At 57.7% G+C, this 20,239-nt stretch carries 16 protein-coding genes and 2 pseudogenes; 9 read left to right on the top strand and 9 right to left on the bottom strand.

Translation table 11 applies throughout. The features are described 5' to 3' along the window. Positions 1-585: 585 nt before the first annotated feature. The 8 genes and pseudogenes from L1889_RS07795 to L1889_RS07765 all read left to right on the top strand — a co-directional run bounded on the left by L1889_RS07795 (position 586) and on the right by L1889_RS07765 (position 12,617). Entirely contained in the window at positions 586-3,876 is a 3,291-nt protein-coding gene (locus tag L1889_RS07795) for a hypothetical protein (protein WP_238664661.1), read from the top strand. A 33-nt stretch (positions 3,877-3,909) separates the two neighbouring features. Next, the gene (locus L1889_RS07790; RefSeq protein ID WP_238664660.1) at positions 3,910-5,571 is read left to right on the top strand and encodes a hypothetical protein; all 1,662 of its coding nucleotides are present in this window, start codon (positions 3,910-3,912) and stop codon (positions 5,569-5,571) included. Further along, positions 5,568-7,376 carry a filamentous hemagglutinin family protein gene (locus tag L1889_RS07785; RefSeq protein WP_238664659.1) on the top strand — a complete coding sequence of 603 codons (1,809 nt, stop codon included), beginning with the start codon at positions 5,568-5,570 and terminating at the stop codon, positions 7,374-7,376. The genes L1889_RS07790 and L1889_RS07785 overlap by 4 nt, the downstream gene beginning before the upstream one ends. Before the next feature lie 213 nt (positions 7,377-7,589). Then, on the top strand, positions 7,590-8,399 hold the full coding sequence (locus L1889_RS07780; RefSeq protein WP_238664658.1) for an Rpn family recombination-promoting nuclease/putative transposase: 810 nt from the start codon (positions 7,590-7,592) through the stop codon (positions 8,397-8,399). Positions 8,400-8,410: 11 nt separating this feature from the next. Then, a pseudogene (locus tag L1889_RS19170) lies at positions 8,411-8,572 on the top strand (DUF4351 domain-containing protein); the annotation flags it as partial. A gap of 292 nt (positions 8,573-8,864) precedes the next feature. Then, positions 8,865-9,377 (top strand): (2Fe-2S)-binding protein, encoded by a 513-nt coding sequence (locus L1889_RS07775; protein ID WP_238664657.1) that lies wholly within the window; start codon positions 8,865-8,867, stop codon positions 9,375-9,377. Next, positions 9,374-10,387, top strand: a complete 1,014-nt coding sequence (locus tag L1889_RS07770; RefSeq protein ID WP_238664656.1) for an FAD binding domain-containing protein — start codon at positions 9,374-9,376, stop codon at positions 10,385-10,387. Before L1889_RS07775 ends, L1889_RS07770 begins: the two co-directional genes overlap by 4 nt. A gap of 10 nt (positions 10,388-10,397) precedes the next feature. Then, positions 10,398-12,617: a xanthine dehydrogenase family protein molybdopterin-binding subunit gene (locus tag L1889_RS07765; RefSeq protein WP_238664655.1), complete on the top strand. Its 2,220-nt coding sequence runs from the start codon at positions 10,398-10,400 to the stop codon at positions 12,615-12,617. Positions 12,618-12,631: 14 nt separating this feature from the next. On the opposite strand, the gene argF is transcribed toward L1889_RS07765, so the two are convergent. Next, positions 12,632-13,585, bottom strand: a complete 954-nt coding sequence (gene argF / locus L1889_RS07760) for an ornithine carbamoyltransferase (RefSeq protein WP_238664654.1) — start codon at positions 13,583-13,585, stop codon at positions 12,632-12,634. A 189-nt stretch (positions 13,586-13,774) separates the two neighbouring features. Here argF and L1889_RS07755 point away from each other — a divergent pair, with 189 nt between their 5' ends. Then, positions 13,775-14,080, top strand: coding sequence for a DUF3579 domain-containing protein (locus L1889_RS07755; RefSeq protein WP_238664653.1), 306 nt, complete (start codon positions 13,775-13,777; stop codon positions 14,078-14,080). 240 nt (positions 14,081-14,320) lie between these two features. Here the strand turns inward: L1889_RS07755 and rpsT are convergent, their stop codons facing one another. The 8 genes and pseudogenes from rpsT to L1889_RS07715 all read right to left on the bottom strand — a co-directional run bounded on the left by rpsT (position 14,321) and on the right by L1889_RS07715 (position 20,234). Continuing rightward, a complete protein-coding gene (gene rpsT, locus L1889_RS07750; RefSeq protein ID WP_238664652.1) occupies positions 14,321-14,587 on the bottom strand; it encodes a 30S ribosomal protein S20 in 267 nt (88 codons plus the stop codon). Between the two features lie 54 nt (positions 14,588-14,641). After that, a pseudogene (gene murJ, locus L1889_RS07745) lies at positions 14,642-16,194 on the bottom strand (murein biosynthesis integral membrane protein MurJ). Position 16,195: 1 nt separating this feature from the next. Beyond that, positions 16,196-16,954, bottom strand: coding sequence for a 3-hydroxyacyl-CoA dehydrogenase (locus L1889_RS07740; protein ID WP_238664651.1), 759 nt, complete (start codon positions 16,952-16,954; stop codon positions 16,196-16,198). Positions 16,955-17,023: 69 nt separating this feature from the next. Beyond that, the gene (gene adk / locus L1889_RS07735; protein ID WP_238664650.1) at positions 17,024-17,680 is read right to left on the bottom strand and encodes an adenylate kinase; all 657 of its coding nucleotides are present in this window, start codon (positions 17,678-17,680) and stop codon (positions 17,024-17,026) included. Positions 17,681-17,781: 101 nt separating this feature from the next. Continuing rightward, positions 17,782-18,546 carry a 3-deoxy-manno-octulosonate cytidylyltransferase gene (kdsB, locus tag L1889_RS07730; RefSeq protein ID WP_238664649.1) on the bottom strand — a complete coding sequence of 255 codons (765 nt, stop codon included), beginning with the start codon at positions 18,544-18,546 and terminating at the stop codon, positions 17,782-17,784. Then, positions 18,543-18,725: a Trm112 family protein gene (locus tag L1889_RS07725; RefSeq protein WP_238664648.1), complete on the bottom strand. Its 183-nt coding sequence runs from the start codon at positions 18,723-18,725 to the stop codon at positions 18,543-18,545. Before L1889_RS07725 ends, kdsB begins: the two co-directional genes overlap by 4 nt. A 94-nt stretch (positions 18,726-18,819) precedes the next feature. Next, complete coding sequence (gene lpxK / locus L1889_RS07720) at positions 18,820-19,866, bottom strand: tetraacyldisaccharide 4'-kinase (RefSeq protein WP_238664647.1); 1,047 nt, start codon at positions 19,864-19,866, stop codon at positions 18,820-18,822. Continuing rightward, positions 19,863-20,234: an ExbD/TolR family protein gene (locus L1889_RS07715; protein WP_238664646.1), complete on the bottom strand. Its 372-nt coding sequence runs from the start codon at positions 20,232-20,234 to the stop codon at positions 19,863-19,865. The genes lpxK and L1889_RS07715 overlap by 4 nt, the downstream gene beginning before the upstream one ends. Positions 20,235-20,239 lie beyond the last annotated feature (5 nt).

Raw genomic sequence — 20,239 nt, 5'->3', positions numbered from 1 at the left:
CCGGGCAGGGCGCGGTAACCCCGGCCCAGGCCATGCGTAATGGTTCCTGGTCGGTCTCCGGTGTGCTGTCCATTGCCGGCACTGGCATCCGTGACAGCCTGGCCAGCCAGCTGATTCTGACCCCCGCCGATGTGCTGCGCAGCTACTCGCAATATAACGAGATGAGCTATGCCGACTTTGTGCATGCCGATGCGGCGCGCCGGGGCATTCCGCGGGGCATGTTGGAGGCGGATGCCAAGACGCTGGAACTGTCGTTGCGGCGGAACGCCGAGGGGGCAAGTTTCAACTTCGATGGAACCGTGTTGGGTGAGGCTGCCGAAGGTGGCTTTGGCAGCACCCTGTCCGTCGTTGTGCCCAATAACAATGGAATCGAGTTGCTGGCTGATGATGGCCAGGCAGCTGAGGGCTATATATCTCTCTATGCCTCGGACCTGAGCGCCATGGAGGTCAATCGCCTGGTGATTGGTGGCCGACCGGTGGTGCTTTATGGCCAGGGGGCAACTATGTTGACTTCGGCACTGCCATCAACTCTCCGGCTACTGCCATTGTCTTGCGCTCGGGGCGGAGCTGACTGCTCCCGAAGTCATGTTGGTCAGCCAGCAAAGCCACGCCAACCCCAGCGCTATCGAGATCGAGCAGGGCGCCTCCATCAGCACCCTGGGTCAGGGCGCTGCGGCCTACGACTCGGACGACGGCTTTATCTACCAGGCCGGTAACAAGAGCGTACTGGCGGTCTCCAACGGCTGGATGCAGTGGCTGGCGCCGGAGGCGGGAAACCTTACTGGCCCCGGCTCCATTCTGGTCGGCACCTGCACGGTAGGCGGCTGCGAAGGTGAAACCCAACTGTATTCCGAAGGCAGCATTGCCTTTGCCACCGACAATACCTTCGAGCTGGACGACGCCGTGCGCTACGGCACCCGTCACCTGACCCTGGCAGTGGGTGGCTTCAATATCGGTAGCGCCGAGGCGCTGGCTGCAGCCAGCGCCCGTGGCGCACTGATGTCGGGCCTGGCTCTCAACCAGGATATCCTGCAGCGCCTACTGCAGGGCGATACCAGCACCGGTGCCCCGGCGCTGCAGACCCTGGAGCTGGTCGCTGGCGACTCGATGAACTTCTTCGAGTCGGTCACCCTCTCCACCCTGGATGAGCAGGGCGAATCACTGCTGGACAATCTGCTGCTGACCACCCCGGCCATCTACGGCTACGGTGATGCCAATGATGTGGCGCTGATCCAGACCAGTAACCTTATCTGGAACGGTTCCGCCGAGCGCCCCGGTGCGGTGGCCTCTGAGGGTGCCGGCACTGGCAGCGGCAGCCTGACCATCGAGGCCGAGCGTATCGAGTTCGGCTATGGCGCCTTTACCCAACCCAGCGGCGTGGATGACCTGGGCCGGCTGGCGCTGGGCTTTGCCAATGTCAACCTCAGTGCCAGCGAGCGCATCACCGCCAATAACCAGGGCAGCCTGGCGGTGTACCAGAGCCAGGGCGCGTATGTGCCGGGCGAGGGTGTGAGCTACAGCGGCGGCAACCTGAATATCCTTACCCCGTTGCTGACCGGTGCCGCCGGCTCGGTCAACCATATTACCGCTGGTGGTGCCGTGACTGTATCGGCTCCGGTGGACAGCACTGCTGCGGTAGTCGATAGCGAGGCGCTGGGTGCGGAGCTGGCTATTACCGGCCAGCGCCTGCTGCTGGACGCCGCCGTGGTACTGCCCAGCGGCAAGCTGGTGTTGACCGCCGAGGATGACCTGACCCTGGCCGATGGTGCGCAGATTGATATGGCCGGGCGCAGCATTGAATTTATGGACGACGAGGACGCTACCCAGTACAGCTGGGGTAGTGATGTGACCCTGCACAGCCATAGCGGCGATATTCGCCAGGCGGCCGGCTCCCGCATCGATCTCTCTGCCGAGTACAACCAGGCTGGGCGGCTGACCGCCATTGCCCTGGCTGACGGCGCGGGTGTGGTTGATTTGCAGGGGCAGATTCTGGGTAGTGCCAGCGGCTACTACGAGGCCGGCGGTACCTGGGTGCCCTATGCGGCGGGCGGGGTGGATATCCGCGCCCAGCGCCTGGGCAACAACGGCATCTTGAGCGAGCAGTTTGCCGCACTCAACCAGCGCCTGAATGATGGCGAGGTGCTGGGCATGCGCCACTTCCAGCTCAAGCAGGGTGACCTGCGCATTGGTGACGAGCTGCGCGCCAGTGATGTGAGTGTGTCCGTTGACGGTGGGCAATTGACCGTGGCCGGCACCATCGATGCCAGCGGTGAGCGGGTCGGCAGTATTCGCCTGGCGGGCAAGCAAGGTTTGACCCTGACCGGCCACGCGGTGCTGGATGCCCACGGTCAGATACTGCGGCTGGACAGCTACGGCAAGATCATCGACTCACCCAACCGTGCGGTAGTCGAGCTGAGTTCCGGCGATGGCCGCCTGACCTTGGCTGACGGCGCCCGTATCGACCTGCGCCACGGCACCGATGATGCCCGCGTACAGGCAGACCCAAGCCTGCATGACGGTCGAGACCGGGGCACTGTGGAGCTGAACGCGCCGCGCCTGGGCGGCGCCACCGCCGGGGATATCGATATCGATGCCAGCGGCAGCCTGGATATTCGTGGCGCCCGCTCCATTGCGCTGAATGCCGTGCAGCGCTATGACGATGCGGCCTACGGCAGCGATGAGGCCGCCAGTGGCCGGCCCTACCAGATCATCGACCAGGCTTATCTGGACGCCAAGCATGCTGATAGCACGGCCTTTATCGATGCTGCGCTGGGCAATGACCAACTGCTGAGCAACAAGCTGGGCGGGCTGAACAACGCCACCTACGCCGACGCCTTACGCCTGCGCCCCGGTGTGGAGATCGTCAGTGCCACGCCCGACGGCGATATGATCGTCAGCGGCGACCTGGACCTGTCCGGCCACCGCTATGCCAGCCTCAATCCGCATACCCAGCAGACCAGCGTGTATGGCTCGGGCGAGGTGGGCAGCCTGGTGCTGCGCGCCGGTGGCGACCTGGATATCTACGGCAGTATCAACGATGGCTTCGCGCCGCCGCCGGAGACCCCGGACGACAATGGCTGGGTGCTGACCCCAGGTTATATCGCCTATGGCGGTGATGTGGTGGTACCCGGCCCCGGCGTGACCCTGGCCGCTGGCACCGAGTTCGCCGCCGGCAAGACCCTGAACTACGACCTGCCGATTGGTGCTACCCAGTTTGCCGCCGGCACTGAGCTGCCGGTGGATGCAGTGCTGGATGCAGCGCTGACCCTGCCGGCTGATACCGTGCTGCATGCGCCGATCTTTGATGCGGCCGGCGAGCTGCTGTATGCCGCCGGTACTATTCTGGACAGCGCCATTACCCTACCGGCCAATACCCGGCTGGGCGCTGGTACCCTGCTGACCGGCAATACCCGCCTGCAGGCCATGCTCTGGCCCAAAGGGGCAGCACTACCGAGCACCTTGATTCTGGCCAGCGATCTGGCCATCCCACTGGGCGGACTGATCCCCTCGGAAACCCTAGTCAGGCTGCCGGATGATGCCATCTCCGTGCCGCTGCGCCCGGCCACTGGCGACCGCCAGGGCACTAACTGGGCGGTGGCGGCCATGCTGCCGGAAGGGTCGCAGTCCTGGTCCATGCGGATTGTGGCAGGGGCGGATACGGAGGCGGCGGATACCCGTTCAGTTAAAGCTGAGCCTTTGGCTGGCTCGCTGATCTTGGCGGATACGCATTACACATATTTCAGGGAAACCGGCGGTGGTGGCGTCTGGTATTGGGCAACAGGCAACTGGTATATGCCTGCTGGTACGCCGGTTGAAGACTGGGCATTGGACCCCGGCTATAACATCTGCGAGCAGGAGCCAGGCCAATGTGTGTAAGTGTCCTGGTTGTGGGCGGAGGGCAACTGGTATATGCCCCCCAACACGCCAGTAGATGATTGGGCTTTGGACCCCGGCTATAACATCTGTGAGCAGGAGCCAGGCCAGTGTATCAATATTGGTGGCAGTGGAGAATTGATAGGTCTCCACCCGGCAACTCAATCTTTCAGTGTGTTGCGCACCGGTAGCGGTGATCTGGACTTGATATCCAGCGGGGATATCAGCATGCAATCCCTGTATGGAGCCTATACGGCGGGTATGTCCACCGCTTCGCAGGCAGGTAGCCAGACCGGTGGTTTCAATCAGCCCCGGGCCAGGGCGAGTGACGGCTCTTACCTGGGAACCAGTGGCGGCAGCGAAGACGATATCAATGCCGGCTACGAGGCGCTGGTCGATGGTGGGGCAAACAGCACCTATGCCGCCTGGTACCCGGATGGTGGTGGTAACCTGCTGCTGCGTACCGGTGGTGATCTGACCGGCGATATATTGGCCGACCACCGCTTGTCGGGCGCGGACCGACACCTGCGGGGCCAATCGACCAGTGCCAACCTGGGTAACTGGCTATGGCGCCAGGGTACCGGCGACACTGGCGGCGTAGAGCCTATTTCTACCAGTTGGTGGATCAACTTTGGTAGCTATATTCCGGGCGGCGATAAAGTCAATGCATCCCGCTCGATAAATGGTGTGCAGTCTGTGCCCGAGCTGGTCGGTTTTACCGGGTTTGGTACATTGGGCGGCGGTAACCTGAGTGTAGAGGTGGCCGGGGATGCCGGCTTGCTGGCCAAGCGCGGTGGGGCTACCGCCCTCAATCCCAACGCAGCACCGCGTAGCCAGGGGCTGGTGCTGGCGGTGGGAAGCACGGGTCGAGTCACTGCCGAGGGTGAACTATTGCTGACCGGCGGTGGGGATATGGACGTGCGTATAGGCGGTGACCTTAACCCCGGTCTGGCGGCCCGTGCGGATATTTTCAATCTGGACCTGAACGGTGTGCTGGCAAACCTGCGCGGCGACCTGCAGATGCAGACCGGCAATCTCGGCGGGATTGCCCTGGCCTATGGCAGCATAGGTGTTTACAACGATGCGAAGGAAACCCGCGCCTACGACCCGTTCAGCGCTACCCTGGGCACTGCCGGCGGCGGCCCGGTCTTGATGCTGGGGGATGCGGTGGCCAATCTGAGCGCCCGTGGCGATCTGGTCATCTCCGGTACGGGTGACCCTGGGCGCGTTGCTATCCCGGCCAGCCCGGCGTTCAGCCTGTCCGGTGGCAATGGCACACCATACACCGCTGGTTCGGGAGGTTATAGCTGGTTCTCGCTGTGGACCGACAATACCGCCATCAGCCTGCTGTCCGCTGGCGGCAACCTGACCCCGAGCACCCAGCTCGGGGATATCGGCAGCACATCTGGACGATTACCCAACCCCGAGCATAACTATTCCACTACCGATGGGCGTTTTGTCTATCCCTCCCAGCTCAGTGCTGTTGCAGCCAATGGCAGTGTGTATATGGGCACCTCTGCGCTGTTCGGCGATGGGACGTATAACGATGCCTATTCGCTGATGCTGGCACCGTCGGCCAACGGCAGCCTGCAGATACTGGCGGGTGATTCCATCTATGCCGGCGGTTACTCGGTGAATCAATCCGGGGCCAGCCTGGGGGCTATCGCGCCCCCTTCAATCCGGGTTTTGCCGGGATGAATGCCAATGGGCAGATTATTGTCAGTAATTACCATGCTGAGGGCCTGCGTCCTACCTTTACCATGTTCCCGCTGTTTGCCTTTGGCCTCAATACTACTGCGGGTGCCGAGTGGGGCAGCGCTGAACCGGCGCGCTTCTATGCTGGTCAGGATATTGTCGGCCTGCGCACCGGGGAGATTCTGCAGTTTACCGGCGGCAGCCGGATCGGTCAGACCTGGTACGAGTCGGCGGGGCCGGTATGGATGATGGCCGGGCGCGATATCGTCAATTCCGGTACCGCGCTGGGGCAACCGATTTCTATACAGTCGGTAATCGGTACTGGCAACAGCACCGGCAACCTCCTCGTCCACAACGATCCGAACGATGTGTCCATCGTCTCCGCCGGCCGCGACATCCTCTACAGCAGCTTCAATGTCGCCGGCCCCGGCACCCTGGAGATCACCGCCGGGCGCAATATCCTGATGGAGGACCGCGCCTCGGTCACTAGCCTGGGGCCGGTGGTGCCGGGCGATTTGCGTCCGGGTGCCTCCATCGTGATGCAGGCCGGTCTGGGTGCGCAGGGGGCCAACTATGCGAACTACGCTGGCTTCATCGCGCAGTATCTGAACCCGGCCAATCTGGCTGACTCTGACCTGCCGCTGGCCGATCAGGAGGATAAGGTCGTCAAGACCTACGAGGCCGAGCTGATCGAGTGGCTGGCCGAGCGTTACGGCTTCGAGGTCGGCAGCGAGGAGACGGCAACTGCTGAAGCGTTGGATTATTTTGCGGCGCTAGGGATTGAGCAGCAACGCATCTTCGCCCGTCAGGTGTATTTCGCCGAACTGCGCGCAGGCGGCCGCGAATACAACGATGCCGACGGTCCGCGCTTTGGCAGCTATCTGCGCGGGCGCAACGCCATTGCCGCCTTGTTCCCCGAACACGATGCGGCGGGCGAAGCCATCGTCTATCAGGGCGATCTGCTGATGTACGGCGGTTCGGGTGTGCACACCAATCTGGGCGGCGACATTCAGATGCTCACGCCGGGCGGGCAGCAGGTCTTCGGGGTGGAGGGCGAAGCGCCGCCATCTACCGCCGGGCTCATTACTCGCGGTACTGGCAATATCCAGATGTATTCCCTGCGCAGCATCCTGCTGGGCCAGAGCCGCATCATGACTGCAGCAGGCGGTGACATCGTGGGCTGGTCGGCCGAGGGTGACATCAACGCGGGTCGGGGTTCGAAGACCACGCTGGTCTACGCACCGCCGCGCCGTGTCTACGATGCCTTCGGGAATGTCTCGATCACACCGGATGTGCCCACCACCGGGGCGGGGATCGCCACGCTGAACGAGGGCGACATGGACTTGATCGCGCCGCTGGGCACCATCGATGCGGGCGAGGCCGGTATCCGGGTGGCGGGTAACGTGAATATCGCCGCGCTGCATGTGGTCAATGCCGACAACATCCAGGTGCAGGGTGAGTCGTCCGGCATTCCGGTCATGGCAGCGGTGAACGTCGGTGCGCTGACCTCGGCCAGCGCGGCGGCATCGTCTGCGGCCACGGCGGCTGCGGATACCGTGTCGCGTGCTCGTAGCGACGCCCGTCAGAATCAACCGTCGATCTTTAGCGTGCAGATTCTGGGTTTCGGGAACGAAAGTGCGAGTAGTGGTTCGGCTACCCCCGGATCCATGGGGGCCAGCTCGGCAGCCACGGCTCAAGAGGTCAGCTATAGACCCAACCACATGGTGCAAATTGTGGGTCGAGGAGATCTGTCGGAAAATCAGATGTCAGCCTTAACGGCAGACGAGCAGAAGCATCTGGGGCTGTAAAAGGGGCAGAGCGTCGTTTAAATAGACGACGCCCGTTGTTGTGCTGCATGTTTTTGTTTTCATGTCATCTACTCCTGCTTTAGGGGATGACACCACGACTTCCGCCAACGGAAGCCGTGATTTTCCCATCCATCTGGACAAGTTTGCCAAATTGGCAGGCCAGCCGGCCTGTCTTAGATTATCTGCTTAGCAACCCTTAACGCGCAGGCAGACATGCATTCACCCGACATACTTTCTCAGCCAAACCCAGCCACCAAAACACAAGCGACTGCCCCAAAGGCCCCTAGTCTCTCACTCTACAACGACCTGGTCTTTAAAACCCTCTTCAGCCGGTATCCCCAACTGCTGGCCGACCTCATCAACTCCATACGCCATCACGCCGCCCCGGTTACGGTCGAGCGCATCCTCAATCCCACCATCCTGCCGCAAGACCTGGCGAGCAAAGAAATCGTGCTCGACATCCTCGTGCAAGATGCTGATGGCCAACGCTTTGGCGTAGAAATGCAACTCAGGCGCCTGCGCCACTGGGTGCAGCGCAACGTCTACGGCATCGCCCGCAGCCTGGCCGAGCAATTGGTCGTCGGCCAAGACTACCGCCACTTACAACCCTCCATCGGCATCAGTCTGCTCGCCCACAACCTGTTCACCGACTACCCGGACAAAGCTGACTGGCACTTCACGCTGCGGGATACGCATGCACCGACGGTACAGTTGGGCGAAGCACTACAAATGCATATAATAGAGCTACCCAAGGCCGAAAAACTAAGCACGCTCCCCGCACCGCTTCTGGCCTGGATCACCTGCCTATTGCACAATCTGGACGAGGCTGCCATGAACGAAATCACACACCCGCCCGTACGCGAAGCGCTATCGCACCTGGAAACCATGTACTCCGACGAAGAACTACGCCTGGCCGCCGAGCGCCGCGAACTGGCACTGATCGACGCTGAAGACGCACTTGATCAGGCAAGGTATGAAGGTGAACAAAAAGGTGAAAAAAAGGCCACCGCAAGGGCAAGTTAGAAGGCAAACAAGAATACGGAACCGGGTTACTGCAGCGCTTGCTAACCCATCAATTTGGCCCCTTATCCCAAGACCTCCAGCAACGAATTCAATCGGGCACACCTGAACAATTGGAAACCTGGTCGTTGAATATTCTGGATGCCAAGACCCTGGACGACGTCTTTAGGCACTAAGGGTAATGGCACTCGCCGCCAACAGTTCTTAAAACGCACACAGACCAGCAACGGCCAATGTTCGCCTTCCTCAGTGCAGCCATCTCCTCGGCCTTTGCCGGGCAAGCGCCTCGGGGAGCGCCGCTCAACGCCAAACGAGCGCGGCAAAGGCCGAGGAAATGGCGTCTTTCGCCCACAGCACCACAACAGTGGCGTATTAAGAACCCCCAACGCAACGCCATTTGAAACCCCTCGTTTCGGGCACGTTAATTGCTTGACGAATTACTCAACAATAACGGACCGAGGAGCCCCCATGGATGCACTACCGTTGACGTTCTCCGTAAACGGCCAGCCACGCATGCTCTCGGTGGATGCCAGCGCAACACTGCTCGACGTGTTGCGTGAGCAACTGAGGCTATCAGGTACCAAGAAAGGCTGTGATCACGGCCAATGCGGTGCCTGTACCGTGCTGCTGGACGGACGTCGCATCAATGCATGCCTCACGCTTGCTGTCATGCACCAAAACAGCTCTGTAACGACAATAGAAGGCCTGGCTGACGGGGACGTCTTGCACGATTTACAGAAAGCCTTTATCGAACACGACGCTTTTCAATGCGGTTACTGTACACCCGGGCAAATCTGTTCTGCCGTCGGTCTCCTCAATGAAGGCCATGCAAATGTGAAGCGAATGCGTGAAGTCGGCTCTGACGAGGCACTACGCGAAGAGATCCGTGAGTTTATGAGTGGAAACCTATGCCGTTGCGGGGCTTACACCAACATCGTCGACGCTATCGTACAAGTGTTGCAGGATCGGGAGCGTTCATGAATCCATTCTCATACACGCGAGCCACGGACGTTGCGCATGCGACGAGTGAAGGCGCGGCGACGGATGTGAAATTCATCGCTGGCGGCACGAACCTGCTGGATCTCATGAAAGAGAATGTCGAGCGGCCCCGGCGATTGATCGATATCAACGGCCTGGCTCTGGATCGCATCGAAGAGACGGCTGAGGGCGGTCTCCGTATAGGGGCTCTGGTGCGCAATGCCGACCTGGCAGCAGACCCGCGAGTTCAGGAGCGCTATCCGCTTTTGTCCAGCGCACTGCTGGCTGGAGCCAGTCCGCAGCTTCGCAATATGGCAACAACGGGTGGCAACCTGATGCAGCGCACACGCTGCTATTATTTCTACGATGTGGCGACGCCTTGCAACAAGCGGCGACCCGGCTCAGGCTGCAGCGCGATCGGGGGTGTTACACGTATCCACGCCATATTGGGTGCCAGCGACCAGTGCATTGCTACCCACCCCTCGGACATGTGCGTTGCCATGGCGGCGCTCGACGCCAGAGTTAACGTGGTTGGTCCGAATGGTCCGCATAGCATAGCGTTTGACAATTTTCACCGGCTGCCCGGCCAGACACCGCATCTTGACAATAGCTTGATGCCTGGTGAATTGATCACTAGTGTCGAGCTTCCTCAGCAGGGCTTCAGTCAGCACTACAGTTATCTTAAAATTCGCGATCGGCTGGCTTACGCCTTTGCTTTGGTTTCCGTGGCAGCGGCGTTGCGAATTGAAAGCGGTCGCATCACGGCTGCCCGCGTTGCATTGGGCGGGGTGGCCCACAAGCCGTGGCGCATGCTCGATGCCGAGCAGACACTGACGGACGCACCGGCAAATGCGACGACCTTCACCGAATTTGCCTATAGGTTGCTGGTTGAGGCAAAAGGCCAGGGGGACAATAACTTCAAGATAGCCCTGGCGCAACGAGCCATCGTGCGCGCGCTTACACAAGCTGCTGACGGCACCCCTCAATCCCAAACCGACAAGCGAATTGTCTAAGGAGACGGGTATGACGGCACAACCCGATATCGGCACCGCAGAGAATCGCGTCGACGGCACAATGAAGGTCACCGGCCAGGCTATTTATGCGGCTGAATACCATGTACGGGACCTGCTGTATGGCGTTGTCGTAAGCGCCGGGATCACTCGCGGGCAACTCACTTCCATCGATACATCTGAAGCAAGGCAGGTTGACGGCGTGGTTGAAGTTCTGACTCACGAAAACCGTCCTCATGTACCTTGGTACGTCACAGATGAGGATGACTCTGACGCTTCCTCAAAGCAGCCATTCCGCCCTTTAGGCAATAGGAACATAATGTTCGCCGGGCAACCCATTGCCCTGGTGGTGGGCATAAGTTTTGAGGCGGCACGCCAGGCAGCCATGCTGGTTAGGGCTAGCTACCAGGAGGCAAGCCACAATACCTGTCTTGAGACAGCGTTGCCACTGCGTTTAACGCCCGAGGAAAAGAAAAAAGGCAATATCATCAAAGGCGATGTCGCGGCAGCCTGCGCAACGGCCACGGCGAGGGTCAACCAGCGTTATTCTCTGGCGATGGAACATCACCAGCCCATGGAAATGCACGCGACGACCGTCGAGTGGCACGGGGACGGTACCGTCACCCTTTATGACAAAAACCAGGGTTCGCAACATGCGCAGGAGCAACTGACGCAGGCATTCGGCTATACCGCAGAAACACTCAAGGTCATCAACCCTTTCGTGGGCGGGGCCTTTGGTTCCGGTCTGGGGGCAGCTTATCAGGCGTATCTGGCTATGCTTGCAGCCATCATGCTTCAGCGTTCCGTACGCGTCATGCTGACGCGTCAGCAAATGTTTAGCCATGTACATCGTCCTGCCTGCATTGAAGACGTGTCTTTGGCGTGCGATACGGCGTCGAAACTGACCGCCATTGCCTTGCAGGCCACTACCAGCACGTCGCAGTCTGAAAACTACACTGAAAACATCGTCGGGTGGGGGCCCACCACTTATCCTTGCGATAACATCCGGCTGGACTACGCCGTAGCCGCCATCGACACGCCCACGCCTGGGAATATGCGAGCGCCGGGTGCAGCCACCGGCATGACTCTCTTTGAAAGTGCCATGGATGAATTAGCCTATGCGAACAAGATTGATCCGCTGGCACTTCGTTTAGTCAATTACTCGGATACTCACGGACTCACTGCCTTGCCCTACACCAGCAAAGCCTTGAAAGAGGCTTATCGAGAAGGTGCGGCCCGCTTCGGCTGGAGCAACCGCAGTCCGGAGCCACGCTCGATGCGAGAAGGCAAGGAGCTGCTAGGTTGGGGAATGGCCACGGGCATCTGGGAAGCGCTGGTATTCAAGGCCAGCGCTCGCGCAACCCTAGATAAACAGGGCGTCTTGACCATCGCCTCAGCTGCATCGGACATAGGAACTGGCACCTACACCATCATGGCTCAGATCGCTGCCGGCGTGCTGGGCTTAACGCTGGATCGGGTGAATGTGTCTCTCGGCGATTCCAGTTTGCCTCAGGCAGGAGTCGCTGGTGGGTCAAGCATGGCAACCTCGGTGGGAGCAGCCGTCAGACGGGCCTGCGGCAAGCTGGCTCAAGAGCTTTTCGAGACGGTCTCACAATCGAAAGACAATCCGCTGGGCACTCTTCGATTCGAAGACGTAGAGTTTTGCGAGGGCAACATAAGACTTCGCACGGACCCGTCTCGTTTCATCAGCTACCAAGACATCGTGGCGCGTTCAGACGCTTGCTCACTGCATGGCGAGGGATCGGTAGATCCTGCTACAGATAGCACTAGCGCCAAGGCTAAAAACACACATTCGGCGCTATTCGCCGAAGTCAGGGTAGACGAAGAGTTGGGAGTGGTACGTGTTACCCGTCTAACGCTGGCCGTTGCAGCGGGCCGTATCATCAACCCCAAAACCGCCCGCAGCCAGATACTGGGCGGCGCTGTCATGGGCATTGGCATGGCGCTACATGAAGAAAGTATGTTCGACCATCGGCTGGGCCGCATCATGAACCACAACTTTGCCGAATACCACATACCATGCCACGCTGACGTCTACGACATCGATGTGCTGTTCGTGCAGGAACCGGACAGCGAAATGAGTCCGCTCGGTGCAAAAGGCGTAGGTGAAATCGGCAGTGTGGGCACGGCCGCCGCCATCGCAAACGCCGTCTATCACGCAACAGGAAAACGCATTCGCGACCTGCCCATTACCCTGGACAAGCTTTTGTAGGTCTAAAGAAAACCTTAAGTCTGTTGAGGATCTGCCAGTTGCCCCAGCAGTAAAAACTCCATCAGCGCCTTTTGCACATGCATGCGGTTTTCGGCTTCGTCCCAAACCACGCTTTGTGGGCCGTCGATTACGTCGCCGCTGACTTCTTCTCCGCGATGGGCAGGCAGACAATGCATGAAGAGGGCGTCCGGGTTGGCCTCGGCCATCATCTCGGCATCCACACACCAATCAGCGAATGCCTCGCGCCGTTCTTCGTTTTCGTCTTCAAAGCCCATGCTGGTCCAGACATCGGTAGTAACCAAATCAGCGCCCTTGCAGGCCAGCATGGGATCGGAAAACTCTTGAAAAACAGAGCTGTCAGGCTCGCCGGTGATCTCAGGCTCAAGCGTGTAGCCCTGGGGTGCGGAGACGTGCAACTTGAAGCCCAGCAACTCGGCTGCCTGCAGCCAGGTATAAGCCATGTTGTTGCCATCACCTACCCAGGCTACGGTTTTTCCTTCGATGCTGCCGCGGTGTTCGATGTAGGTGAAGATATCGGCAAGAATCTGACAGGGATGGTATTCGTTGGTCAGGCCGTTGATGACGGGAACCCGAGAGTGTGAAGCAAAGCGTTCGATACGCGTTTGCTCAAAGGTGCGAATCATGACCAGGTCGACCATACGAGACACGACACGAGCGGTATCTTCGATGGGCTCGGAACGCCCCAGCTGCGAATCGGTGGCTGTCAGGTTGATGACTGAACCACCCAGCTGGTACATGCCTGCCTCAAACGAGACACGGGTACGTGTACTGGCTTTTTCGAACACCATGGCTAGGGTACGGTCATGCAAGGTGTGATGAGGCTTGTATCGCTTGAAATTTTCTTTTATCAAACGAGCTCTGGCAAAGACGTAGTTGATCTCATCCTTGCTTAAATCACGAAACTGCAAAAAATGCCGCAATGGGCCTGGTTGGACCGTGGCGTTCATACAAAACCCTAGACAAAAGAAATCATATTACCCTGTAGTGCCTTATTGAGCAAAATTTGCCTGCTGTTTTAGCCGGAAGACAGGGTTTGATAGCGGTACTTAAAGGGTGTGGGGCCCAGAGCAATGGGCTACAATGCGCAGCAGGGGAATTTTGGCGCCCTTTGGGGTGTCGCTCGTCCTTGGATTCGTATGACAGAACTACTACAGTTAGTAATACATGGCCTTACCACTGAAGGCCATCGCTTTAGGCCCAGTGACTGGGCTGAACGTTTGGCTGGGGTCATGTCCCAGTTTCGGCCGGCAGGATCTATAGGTGGTCATCTTACCTATTCGCCCTATGTGGTGCCGCGCCTTATTGATGGTGTACGCTGCGTAGTGGTTGATGCGCGGCTTCGCGAACTTGAGCCTTTGGCCTGGAAGTTTGTGGTGGGTTTTGCGCAAGACAATCATCTGCAAACCTCAGGCCTTGATATTGAGGCCATGAAAGCTAAATAAAACGGCAACATTCCTTTGATACTCTGTTTAATTACAGAGAAATCACGTCAAAGGAAAACGCACGCTATTGGCTGCAATTATCATCTTGAGAAGAGGGCATTCACAGTAAACTGAAAACAGCTTATTGACGCTGGGCTCACTTCAGGCATCGTAACAACAGTACATAAAGCAATCCGTCTACGCAAAAAAGGGTGCTAAATGCACCCTTTTCAGTGTTGCCAATTAAACCTAGCCGGCTATTTAGGCAGCCATTGCCTTGATGGCAGTAGCCAGGCGGCTTTTATGACGAGCGGCCTTGTTCTTGTGAATAATGTTTTTATCAGCGACGCGGTCGATAATGCTTGAAGTCTTGCTGAACACTTCGTTAGCGGCTGCTTGGTCGCCAGCGTCGATAGCTTCGCGAACGCGTTTGATAGAAGTACGCAGCATAGAACGAATGCTGGCGTTGTGTTTATTGCGTGCTACTGCTTGACGAGCACGCTTACGAGCTTGTGCGGTATTAGCCATAATAGGTAAAATAGTCAGTAAGGGTTAATTGGCAAAGACAGCTATTCTAAGGGATTAACCCGGTCTTGTAAAGTGTCTAAGCCTAAAGCCACAAATGAATAGTGGTACGAAATAAGCAAATGCGCAAGCAATCAGCATTGCGCCTAAATATAAAAGACGAATAGCAGGGTGTTCGCCCAGGGCAATCCAGTCAATGTAGTGCTGGCTGGCCCACAGGCACAGGCCAAGTAAAAGCAGGGCAGGCAGCAGTTTTGCGGCAAAGGCAGGCCAGCCGGGGCGTGGTGCGTAGATGCCACGTTTATGCAGCAGGTACAGCAAGGCGCAGGCATTAAAGGTAGCCCCGATGCCAATGGAAAGTGCCAGGCCTGCATGAGCAAACAGGGGGACAAATAACAGATTCAGAATCTGCGTTAGCACTAAAACCACAATTGCAATGCGCACCGGCGTTTTAATATCTTGTCTGGCGTAGAAAGCCGGGGCGAGTATCTTTATGGCGAGTAACCCCAGTAGACCGACCGAATAAGCGCCTACTGCCAGCCGCGTTTGCTCCACATCGGCAGCGGCAAAAGCACCATAGTGAAACAGGCTCGCAACCAGGGCGTCTGAAACCAGGGCAAGTGCCATGGCGCAGGGCACGCCGAGCAAAATAACGGTGCGTAAGCCCCAATCCAAAAGCTGTGCATATTCACCACGTTCGCCGGATGCATAGGCTGCTGACAGTTTAGGCAGCAACACGGTGCCTAGCGCTACACCCAACAGCGCAGTGGGAAACTCCATGAGCCGATCAGCAAACGATAACCACGTAACACTGCCTGCCTGCAGCCAGGTGGCTATATTGGTGTTGATCAGGAGCGAAATCTGCGCCACTGAGACGCCCAGTATGGCGGGCAACATTTGGCGCATGATGCGTTTGACGGTTGGGTCTCCCCATGCCTGGCCAACTGAAAGGCTGTAGCGCGGCAATAGTTCGAGTGAGGCCAGGGCTTTCCACTGCACCGTCAATTGCAAGATGCCCCCAACCATGACGCCGATGGCCAGGGCATAGATGGGCGTATCAAGATAGGAGGCGAGAAATAGGCTGGCCCCTATCATGCTTAAGTTCAGCAGTATGGGCGTAAAGGCCGGTACGGCGAAACGGCTCCAGGTATTGAGAACCCCTGAGGCAAAGGCCACCAGGGACATACACACGATGTAGGGGAACATCACACGTGTCATCCATACCGCAGCCTCGAATTCGGACTGACGTTCGGCCGCCCGCATGCCGCTGGCCATGGCGCTGACCACCCAGGGGTAGTCAGCATGCCCAGGGCCGTAACTACCATTAGGGCAACGGTGAGCAGCAGTGCCACACGATCGAGCAGGGTGCGCACGTGTTCGTGGTCGCCTTCCCGTCGCGCCTGCCCCAGTATAGGAACGAAGGCCTGGGAAAAAGCACCCTCGGCGAACAGGCGGCGAAGCAGGTTGGGTATGCGAAAAGCCACCCAAAAAGCATCCGTCAGTGGTCCGGCACCAAAAGCGCGCGCGATTAAAATATCACGCGTCAGGCCGGTAATCCGTGACAGAAGGGTAAAGCTGCTAACAGTAGCGGCGGATTTGAGCAGACTCATATCAGCGTGGCGGCATCCGTATGGCACCATCCAGACGGATGGTTTCGCCATTGATCATTTCATTGTCGATGATGCTGAGCACCAGCTTGGCATAGTCATCAGGCCGCCCTAGTCGTGAAGGAAAAGGAATGCTGGCAGCTAATGAGTCTTGCACTTCCTGGGGAAAGCTAAACATCATCGGGGTGCCAAATATTCCGGGGGCAATCGTAACGCAGCGTATACCAAGGCCGGCCAGGTCGCGTGCCATAGGCAGGGTCATGCTCACAATGCCACCTTTTGAGGCGGCGTAGGCGGTTTGGCCGATTTGTCCGTCATAGGCGGCCACAGAGGCCGTATTAATCAGTACCCCGCGCTCCAGGCTTTCCAGTGCTTCATTTTTCGACATGGCGAAGGCGGCCAGCCGGTTCATGTTGAAGGTGCCAATCAGATTGACGGTGATCGCTTTGCTGAACAAGTCCAGATCGTGAGCGGCTTCTCTGCCGATGGTTCTTGCTGCCGGAGCAATGCCGGCGCAATTAATGAGGCCATAGAAGGAGCCGATCTGTGTGGCTGTGTCGATGACGCGTTGTGCATCTGTGATATTGCTGACGTCACAGCGCACATAATGCTGTTTGAGTTCGGCTGCGAGACTTTCTCCGGCTTCGTCCTGAAGGTCAGCAATGACAACGCGTGCACCCAGTTCGCTGAGTTTTCTTGCTGTGCCCGCTCCCAGCCCGGAAGCGCCGCCTGTAACGACAAAAGTATGATCTTTAACCTGCATAACTAGCCCCTTACAAAAAAATCCGGCCACAACGAGCCGGATTAATAACGTATCTATAACGAGAAAAGCTTAGGAAGCAAGCGCTTCAAGAATACGTTGCCTGATCTCGTCTACCGAACCCACGCCCGAGATTTTACGGTATTGAGGAGCCTGAGGCTCGCCCGTTTTTGCCCAGCTTGAATAGTATTCAACCAGTGGACGGGTTTGGTTTTCGTAGACGGTCAGGCGATGGCGGACTGTTTCTTCGCTGTCGTCATCACGCTGAACCAGCGGCTCGCCAGTTACGTCGTCGATGTCAGCCACTTTGGGTGGATTGAAGCGGGTATGGTAGGAGCGGCCGCTGGCAGGGTGTACTCGCCGGCCGCTAATGCGTTCGATGATATCTGCGCTGGGCACATCGATTTCTACGACGAAGTCCAGTTTGACATTCGCTGTCTTCAAGGCATCTGCCTGCGGAATCGTACGAGGGAAGCCGTCAAACAGGTAACCGTTTTCACAATCGTCCTGTTGCAGGCGGTCGCGTACCAGTCCGATGATAATGTCATCTGATACCAGACCGCCCGCATCCATGACAGCTTTGGCCTCTAGGCCCAAAGGTGTCTGGGCTTTTACGGCGGCACGCAGCATGTCACCGGTAGAGATCTGGGGGATCGAGAATTCTTCGGTAATAAATGTGGCCTGGGTGCCTTTTCCGGCTCCGGGTGGACCGAGCAGAATCAGTCGCATAAGTTCCTCCTAAATATAATGATTCCAACGTTATACGATCATGCTGCTTTGCAGCAATGAAGGGCGTAGTTTCCACTCGGAAGCTGCGCACAAAATTTTGGTTATAACCGATTTACAAAGATCTCGCGCACGCGGGCGAGATCTTCAAGTGTGTCCACGCCTGGGGCGGGAGGGTTGGGCGACACCGAAACAGCAATGGTAAAGCCATTTTCGAGTGCCCGTAACTGCTCTAGCGATTCCACACTCTCCAGTATGCCGCGTTCGAGCGTCGGAAAGCGGTGCAGAAAATTAACGCGGTAGGCGTATAGGCCTATATGTTGCAGTGCGGGAAGCTTGTGGGCTAAGCGCTGTTTTCCGTCAGCCAGAGCATCTCGTGCCCAGGGAATGGGGGCGCGAGAAAAATACAAAGCGTATTGTGAACGGTTTAGTACCACTTTGACAATGTTTGGATTAAATAAAGTTTCAGCATCATGGATGGGAACAGCCATGGTCGCAATGGAAGCTTCAGATGATTGCCGCAGGCTGAGTGCAACCTGATTGATGAGTTCTGGCTCGATAAGCGGTTCGTCGCCCTGTACATTGACCACGATCTCATCAGGAGCGAGGCCGAGGGTGGCGACGACTTCAGCCAGGCGGTCGGTCCCGGTAGGGTGATCGGGGCTGGTCAGCACAGCTTCGAAGCCTTCGGCTTTGACAGCCTCCATGATTTCGGGGCTATCGGTGGCCACAATGATCCGGTTGGCCTGTGAGTAGCTGGCTTGCTGGGCTGTGCGAACCACCATGGGCTTGCCGCCAAGGTCAATCAGGGCCTTGTTGGGCAGGCGTGTCGAAGCCAGCCGGGCAGGGACAATCGCGATGAAACTCATGCAGGTGTAGCGGGATTTTCTAGGCTTCTTGCTTCGCTGCTTAGCATGACAGGGATGCCATCACGAATTGGAAAAGCAAGTTGATCGGCCTTACAGATCAACTCAAGATTGTCGCGATCGTGCACGAGTTTGCTTTTGCAAAGGGGGCAGACCAAGATTTCAATCAGGCGGGGTTCCATGTAGGGCTCCGGTTTGGGTGAAACAAAAAGACGTAGCAGTGTAACGTTGCAAGGCAGTTAGATTATGTGCCTTACAGTACTTGCTGTCGAAGCTTTAGGGTTTGGCTAGTAGCTGAAGCAGCGGATCGGCCCAGTTTTGCTTAGAGAACTGGGTTTCTACTTCAACTACCCATAAACGACTGTCGTTGAATTTTTTGCATTTTACGGCATCTTTAGCCGTAATAAGTATGAAATTGGCGGCAATACCCGAAAATGGGTTTGAACTATAGTCGTAGTGGTCTGGGAGCGGGTGCGTAGCAGCCAGCTTGAAACCTGCTGACTCCAGCATGATGAAAAATCGTGTGGGCTGTCCAATGGCAGCACAGGCGACGGTAGGGCCTTCACTGAATACCGCTTGCGCCTCGGCCAGAGTTAAGCGTTTTCCACTCCCAAGGTGAAGAAATGAGGTGGGCCACAAACGCATTTTTAGCGGACTGGTCTCATCCGGAGCCTGGGCATTTGGCCTGAACGGCATGTCCGCCGATACCTGAGTAATGACCAGACTTGCCTTTTGCAGTCTGGAGGCGGGCTCTCGCAAAGGGCCGGCGGGAAGCAGCCGCCCATTGCCGATACCACGCTGGTCTTGAACGATGATTTCAACCTTGCGTCCCAGAGCCAGATGTTGCAGGCCGTCGTCTGAGATCACGACATCAACGTCGGGGAAGTCGCGGTTCAGGGCTTTCAGGGCCAAGGCGCGTTTGGGATGTACTGCTATCGGCACCTGCTTCTGCTGATGTATCAGCGCAGGTTCGTCACCGAATTCAGCAGCGTTGACCGTTTCTTTGGCGGTACGTGGCTGTGGGCCTGGCGCAGCGCCATAGCCACGGCTGATCACTCCGGGTGTGAAGCCTGCTGTCCGCAGCACGTCGATCAGCGCCATCACTAGCGGTGTTTTCCCGGCGCCGCCGACAATCAGGTTTCCTACCACAATGACGGGCGTATGGCTGTAATAAGCCAGCCCGGGCTGCTTCTCAAAGCGCTGGCGTTTGCGACGTGTGTAGGCACACACAATTAACGAAAATGGAAGCAGCAAGGTGCTTAGCACGCCTTTGTCTTGCCAGAGTTTGTGTATGCGCTGCGTCAGGGCAGTATTGACGTTCATGGTGTGCTTTGTGTTGCAAAACTAAGTTTAGTCAAATTGCTGTGATGAGCGGCCTCGAGTGCGCGTATGACGCTGGCATGCGGAGTAGCCACATCGGCATAGATAATTAGGGGCTCACCAGGCTGCAGGGCAGAAAAGGCCTCTTGCAGATCTGAAGTATCTACGCCCGTAATCAGCTGGCCGTTGAGAGCATACTGCCCGTCCTGGCTGATGGCGAGCAGGTTGGCCTCGTAAGGCGAGCTGCTAACGGTACTGGCCGGCAGATTGACCGCGATGTCATCCACTTTGCTGAACGTAGTGGTGGCTGTCAGAAAAATAAGCACCACCAGCAGCACGTCAATTAATGGAATCACATTAATGTCGATCATGCTTG

Source organism: Paenalcaligenes niemegkensis (genome assembly GCF_022230885.1).
Lineage (GTDB): Bacteria > Pseudomonadota > Gammaproteobacteria > Burkholderiales > Burkholderiaceae_B > Paenalcaligenes > Paenalcaligenes niemegkensis.
This window is presented reverse-complemented; position numbering and strand designations above follow the sequence as displayed.

Excerpts from the sequence above, each read along its gene's own strand:
- L1889_RS07785 (WP_238664659.1), top strand. The coding sequence starts at position 5,568 with ATGAATGCCAATGGGCAGATTATTGTCAGTAATTACCATGCTGAGGGC.
- L1889_RS07725 (WP_238664648.1), bottom strand. The coding sequence starts at position 18,725 with ATGGAACCCCGCCTGATTGAAATCTTGGTCTGCCCCCTTTGCAAAAGC.
- L1889_RS07715 (WP_238664646.1), bottom strand. The coding sequence starts at position 20,234 with ATGATCGACATTAATGTGATTCCATTAATTGACGTGCTGCTGGTGGTG.
- L1889_RS07795 (WP_238664661.1), top strand. The coding sequence starts at position 586 with ATGTTGGTCAGCCAGCAAAGCCACGCCAACCCCAGCGCTATCGAGATC.
- L1889_RS07790 (WP_238664660.1), top strand. The coding sequence starts at position 3,910 with ATGCCCCCCAACACGCCAGTAGATGATTGGGCTTTGGACCCCGGCTAT.
- lpxK (WP_238664647.1), bottom strand. The coding sequence starts at position 19,866 with ATGAACGTCAATACTGCCCTGACGCAGCGCATACACAAACTCTGGCAA.
- argF (WP_238664654.1), bottom strand. The coding sequence starts at position 13,585 with ATGAACGCCACGGTCCAACCAGGCCCATTGCGGCATTTTTTGCAGTTT.
- L1889_RS07755 (WP_238664653.1), top strand. The coding sequence starts at position 13,775 with ATGACAGAACTACTACAGTTAGTAATACATGGCCTTACCACTGAAGGC.
- L1889_RS07775 (WP_238664657.1), top strand. The coding sequence starts at position 8,865 with ATGGATGCACTACCGTTGACGTTCTCCGTAAACGGCCAGCCACGCATG.
- L1889_RS07740 (WP_238664651.1), bottom strand. The coding sequence starts at position 16,954 with ATGCAGGTTAAAGATCATACTTTTGTCGTTACAGGCGGCGCTTCCGGG.
- adk (WP_238664650.1), bottom strand. The coding sequence starts at position 17,680 with ATGCGACTGATTCTGCTCGGTCCACCCGGAGCCGGAAAAGGCACCCAG.
- L1889_RS07765 (WP_238664655.1), top strand. The coding sequence starts at position 10,398 with ATGACGGCACAACCCGATATCGGCACCGCAGAGAATCGCGTCGACGGC.
- L1889_RS07780 (WP_238664658.1), top strand. The coding sequence starts at position 7,590 with ATGCATTCACCCGACATACTTTCTCAGCCAAACCCAGCCACCAAAACA.
- rpsT (WP_238664652.1), bottom strand. The coding sequence starts at position 14,587 with ATGGCTAATACCGCACAAGCTCGTAAGCGTGCTCGTCAAGCAGTAGCA.
- kdsB (WP_238664649.1), bottom strand. The coding sequence starts at position 18,546 with ATGAGTTTCATCGCGATTGTCCCTGCCCGGCTGGCTTCGACACGCCTG.
- L1889_RS07770 (WP_238664656.1), top strand. The coding sequence starts at position 9,374 with ATGAATCCATTCTCATACACGCGAGCCACGGACGTTGCGCATGCGACG.